Raw genomic sequence first — 4,905 nt, 5'->3', positions numbered from 1 at the left:
GGCCCAGCGCCTTCAGCCCGGCGCGCGCCTTGCGGTTGCCGGGATAGCGCTCCAGCACCTGGCGGAACAACGCCTCGGCCGCGGCCAGATCGCCGGCCTTGGCGGCGCGGCCGGCATGGGACAGGGTCTGTGCGACCGACGGGGGCATGGCGAACGCTCCGTTGCGATCAGCCCAGACTGCCGGCAACAGGTTGCGATTCCCTCACCACCCGGCGCCACGCCCGCCCTTCTTCTCCCTAAAAATACTCAAATTCCGCGCATCTGCCGCCGCGGCCGCGCCGGGGGCAGGGCGCAACGAAAAACGCCGCCCCCAAAGGGAGCGGCGCCGCAGCTTGCAGAAGGGGAGGGGATCAGAACCCCAGGCCCTCGTATTTCTTCTTGAACTTCGACACACGGCCGCCGGTATCCATCAGGCGGGTGCCGCCACCGGTCCAGGCCGGGTGCACCGTGGGGTCGATATCCAGCGACAGCTGGTCGCCTTCCTTGCCCCAGGTCGACCGCATCTGCACCACGGTGCCGTCGGTCATTTTCACGTCGATGATGTGGTAATCGGGATGGATGTCTTTTTTCATGACCCGTCTCCTTACGCCTCGGCGCCCGCTTTGGGCTTGTAGTTCGACACTTCGGCGATCCGGGCCGATTTGCCCCGGCGCGAGCGCAGGTAATACAGCTTGGCGCGGCGCACGCGGCCGCGGCGCACCACGGTGATGCTTTCGATATTGGTCGAATGCAGCGGGAACACCCGTTCCACGCCTTCGCCGAAGGAAATCTTGCGCACGGTGAACGAGCCGGCGATGCCGGTGCCGTTCTTGCGGCTGATGCAGACACCTTCATAGTTCTGCACGCGGGTGCGCGACCCTTCGGTCACTTTATAGCCGACACGGATGGTGTCGCCGGCCTTGAAGTCGGGGATCTCTTTCCCCAGGGCGGCAATCTGTTCCGCCTCGATCTGTGCGATCAGGTCCATCGCATCTACTCCGGTCTGCTCGCGGTTTGCTCCGCGAAGGTTTGCGCGCGCCGAGAGCTCTTGGTCTTCACCCGGGTCCCGCCGCAGCAGCCCGCCAGAGATCGGTTCGTCCATTCCTTGTTCGGGTCGGGTGCACCGCGCGCCGCAGGCCGAAGAAAGCCGGGCAGAAAAGCGATGCGCCATAACCAGCGGTCCGGAACCGCGTGAGCGAGTCCGGACCAGCGGTGCTTTAGGGGAAATGGCGGTGCGGATCAAGCGGTTTGTCCGCCCTGCGCGGTGCTGCGCCCGGGCCGGTTGCAGAATTCAGTTGATCCGTGACCTGACCTGACGGAAACTGGCGTCATTCAATTAAAATAAAACCACAAAAATCATGTTTCAGAGTGGGGGGTAACCATGTGTGGTCTGTGCGGCCTGGGCGATGCGGGTGCGGTCGTGGGCGGGGCGTCCGGTAACGGGCATGCCGCGATCTGGCCGGGCAACGCCGCGACACTTCTTGCACATCAGGGGCTGACCATCGCCGATGGCGCGGCGCTGTTCGGCGGCGCGGCCACCGGCTTGGGCAGCGGCCCGGCCGCCGCGGCCCCGGCGGGCGATGCAGGGGCGCTGGCCGGTGCCGACCCGACCGGTTTTACCGCGCTGTTCGATATTCCCAGCGGCACCGGCACCCCGGTCTCGCTGGGCAGCGGGCAACGGATGACGGCCGAGATCAGCGTGCCGGGCGATACCGACTGGTTCCGCATGTCGCTGACCCAGGGCCAGCAATACGAGATCAGCCTCAAGGCGCTGCCCTTCTTCGGCCTGGCCGATCCGCAGATCTACCTGTTCGACAACAACGGCACTTTCCTGGTTGCCGATGACAACAGCGGCACCGGGCTGAACTCGGTCCTGACGGTGACCGCCACGCGCACCGGGATCTATTATGCCGGCGCCACCGGCTTTGGCGGCGGCGGCCAGACCACCGGGCAATACGAGATCAGCCTGTCGCCGATCAACGCGGCGGCCGACACCGTCGGCGCCACCACCAGCACCGCCGGCAGCGTGGCGGTGGGCAGCCAGGTGCTGGGCACCATCGATTTCGGCACCGACGAGGATTGGTATGCCGTCACCGTGCAGAAGGGACAGACCTATGCGGTGTTCCTGGATGCCTACCTCGGCACCTTCACGCCGCTGGCCAACCCGTTCCTCGAAGTCGCCGACCGCAACCTGACGACCGTGGCGCTGAATGACGACAACGGCGTCACGCTGAATTCGGCCCTGACCTTCACCGCCGATTACAACGGCAAATATTACATCAAGGCCAAGGGCGGGCCGGGCAACACCGGGGATTTCCAGCTGACCGTGGCGAATTTCTCGCCGCCGGCGCCGGCCAGCCCGCTGAAGGGCATCGACTGGGGCGCCGGCACCGAGTTCAACAAGACCAATATCACCTATTACTTCGCCAAGCAGGGCGAGACCTTCGCCAACGAGACCACGGATTCGCCCTGGAACGCCTATCAGATGCAGCAGGCCGCGGCGGCGCTGGCGGAGTTTTCCCGCTTTTCGCCGCTGACCTTCACCGAGGTCAGCACTGCGGCCAGCGCCGATTTCGTGCTGACCAAGAATTTCGCCGATACCTCGACCACCGGGCGGATGTTTCCGCAGGATCCGGCCTTTGGCACCAACCAGGGCGTCGGCTGGTTCAACACCGATCCCGATGTCTGGTCGCTGGCGGCCGGCGGGTTCCTGGAAAAAGGCGCCTTTGGCTATTCCAATTTTATGCATGAATTCGGCCATGGCCTGAGCCTGGCGCATCCGCATGACAATGGCGGCGGCACCTCGGCGGTCTTTGCCGGCGTGACCAAGTCCAGCGATGTCGGCGACGACCAGCTGAACCAGGAAGTCTTCACCATCATGTCCTATAACAAGGGCTGGCAGACCGGGTTCAACGGCAGTTCGGGCACCAATGCCTATGGCATGGCGCGCACGCCGATGGCCTTCGACATCGCCCTGATCCAGGAGAAATACGGCACCAATACCAACCATAACGGCGTCAACAACACCTATACCCTGTGGACCGCGAACGGCACCGGCACCGGGTACGAGGCGATCTGGGACACCGGCGGCAAGGACACCATCGTCAATCCCGGCAGCGCCGGCGCCACCATCGACCTGCGCCAGGCGACGCTGAAACAGGAGCCGGGCGGCGGCGGCTTTGTCTCGGCGGTGCTGGGGGTGCATGGCGGCTATACCATCGCCAACGGGGTTCGCATCGAAAACGCCACTGGCGGCTCGGGCAATGACACGCTTATCGGCAATGGGCTGAAAAACGTGCTGAACGGCGGCGCCGGCAAGGACATCATGCTGGGCGGCAAGGGCAATGACCGCTATATCCTCAGCGAGGCGACCGACGTGGTGTCGGAAAAGGCCAAGGGCGGGACCGACACAGTGGTGACCTCGGCCTTCAGCCTCAAGCTGAAGGATTACCAGCAGGTCGAGAACGCCAAGCTGACCGGCAGCGGCAATCTGGACGCCTCGGGCAGCAAGAAAGACAACGTGCTGGTCGGCAACAAGGGCCAGAACAGCCTGAACGGCGGCAATGGCGACGACACGCTGAAGGGTGGCGGCGGCAATGACGCGCTGAATGGCGGCCGCGGCAAGGACGTGCTGAAAGGCGGCGGCGGCAGCGATAGCCTGAAGGGCGGCGGCGGCGATGACCGGATCGAGGGCGGCGGCGGCAACGACACCCTGACCGGCGGCGGCAATCTGGACGATTTTATCTTCAAGAAGAATTTCGGCGCCGACACGATCACCGATTTTGCCAAGGGCACGGACGAATTGCACCTGTCCAAGAAGCTTTGGAGCGGCGATCTGGGCGTCAAGCAGGTGGTCAACAAATTCGCCGACGTGGTCGGCGGCGAGGTGGTGTTCGATTTCGGCGGCCACCGCATCACGCTGGACGGCGTCGGATCGGTCAACAAGCTGTCGGACGACCTGGTGCTGTTCTGAGGCCGCGCCCGGCCGCCGCGCCTGTCAGTCGGGCTTGTCCCGCGCCGCCCACAGGTCGGGCCGGCGCTCGCGGGTGATGCGTTCGGACTGCGCGCGCCGCCAGCGGGCGATTTCGCCGTGGTGGCCCGACATCAGCACATCGGGGATTGCGCGGCCCTGCCATTCGGCGGGGCGGGTATATTGCGGATGTTCCAGCAGCCCGGAGGAAAAGCTCTCTTCCTCGACCGAGGCGGCATTGCCCAGCACGTTGGGCATCAGCCGCACGGTGGCGTCGATCAGCGCCTGCGCGGCGATCTCGCCGCCGGTCATCACGAAATCGCCCAGCGACACCTCTTCGACGCGGTACTGTTCCAGCACCCGTTCGTCGACGCCTTCGAAGCGGCCGCAGATCAGCGTCACCCCCTCGGTGCGGGCCAGGCGGCGCATCAGCGCCTGGTTCATCGGCTTGCCGCGCGGCGACAGGTAGATCAGCGGCCAGTGCCCCTGTACCCCGGCCTGCGCCGCCTCGATCGCGGCGCCCAGCACATCGGCGCGCAGCACCATGCCGGGGCCGCCGCCCGCCGGGGTGTCGTCGACATTGCGATGCTTGCCGATGCCGAATTGGCGCAGATCGATCGCCTCCAGCTGCCACAGCCCCTCCTGCAGCGCCTTGCCGGTCAGGCTTTCGCCCAGCACGCCGGGAAAGGCGGACGGGAACAGGGTGATCACCTTGGCCTTCCACACGCCTTTCAGGTCCGGCGTCGGGGTGATCAGCTCGCGCGGGGTCAGCGTCGGGCGGATCGTCTTGCGGCCCAGCGCGCGCGGCGGGCGCGGCGTGGCCTGGTCCTGGGGCTCATCCGGCATCGGTCTCTCCATCAGCGGGCTGCAGCAGGGCCGCCTTGTGCCGTGCCAGCGCCTCGGCATCAAGCCCGGAGCGGTTCAGCGCCAGCAACGCATCGGCCACCGCCGCCTCG

General features: G+C 66.0%; 4 protein-coding genes. 1 reads left to right on the top strand and 3 read right to left on the bottom strand.

Going from position 1 to position 4,905, the window contains the following annotated elements; genetic code table 11:
* Nucleotides 1–350: 350 nt before the first annotated feature.
* Together rpmE and rplS are read right to left on the bottom strand one after the other, a co-directional pair.
* A complete protein-coding gene (gene rpmE, locus CVM52_RS23550) occupies nucleotides 351–572 on the bottom strand; it encodes a 50S ribosomal protein L31 (RefSeq protein WP_100164775.1) in 222 nt (73 codons plus the stop codon).
* Nucleotides 573–583: 11 nt separating this feature from the next.
* A complete protein-coding gene (gene rplS / locus CVM52_RS23545) occupies nucleotides 584–967 on the bottom strand; it encodes a 50S ribosomal protein L19 (RefSeq protein ID WP_100164776.1) in 384 nt (127 codons plus the stop codon).
* A gap of 393 nt (nucleotides 968–1,360) precedes the next feature.
* On the opposite strand from rplS, the gene CVM52_RS23540 reads away from it, so the two are divergent.
* A complete protein-coding gene (locus CVM52_RS23540; protein ID WP_100164774.1) occupies nucleotides 1,361–3,952 on the top strand; it encodes a M10 family metallopeptidase C-terminal domain-containing protein in 2,592 nt (863 codons plus the stop codon).
* A 24-nt stretch (nucleotides 3,953–3,976) separates the two neighbouring features.
* Here the strand turns inward: CVM52_RS23540 and trmD are convergent, their stop codons facing one another.
* Nucleotides 3,977–4,795, bottom strand: coding sequence for a tRNA (guanosine(37)-N1)-methyltransferase TrmD (gene trmD / locus CVM52_RS23535; RefSeq protein ID WP_100164773.1), 819 nt, complete (start codon nucleotides 4,793–4,795; stop codon nucleotides 3,977–3,979).
* Between the last annotated feature and the right edge of the window lie 110 nt (nucleotides 4,796–4,905).

Origin of the sequence: Pseudooceanicola lipolyticus (assembly GCF_002786325.1) — a bacterium.
Classification (GTDB): Bacteria; Pseudomonadota; Alphaproteobacteria; order Rhodobacterales; family Rhodobacteraceae; genus Pseudooceanicola_C; species Pseudooceanicola_C lipolyticus.
The sequence above is the reverse complement of the archived record's forward strand: the minus strand, read 5'-3'. Positions and strand labels throughout refer to the sequence as shown.

Coding starts and splice junctions, on each gene's coding strand:
- rpmE (WP_100164775.1), bottom strand. CDS start 572: ATGAAAAAAGACATCCATCCCGATTACCACATCATCGACGTGAAAATG.
- rplS (WP_100164776.1), bottom strand. CDS start 967: ATGGACCTGATCGCACAGATCGAGGCGGAACAGATTGCCGCCCTGGGG.
- CVM52_RS23540 (WP_100164774.1), top strand. CDS start 1,361: ATGTGTGGTCTGTGCGGCCTGGGCGATGCGGGTGCGGTCGTGGGCGGG.
- trmD (WP_100164773.1), bottom strand. CDS start 4,795: ATGCCGGATGAGCCCCAGGACCAGGCCACGCCGCGCCCGCCGCGCGCG.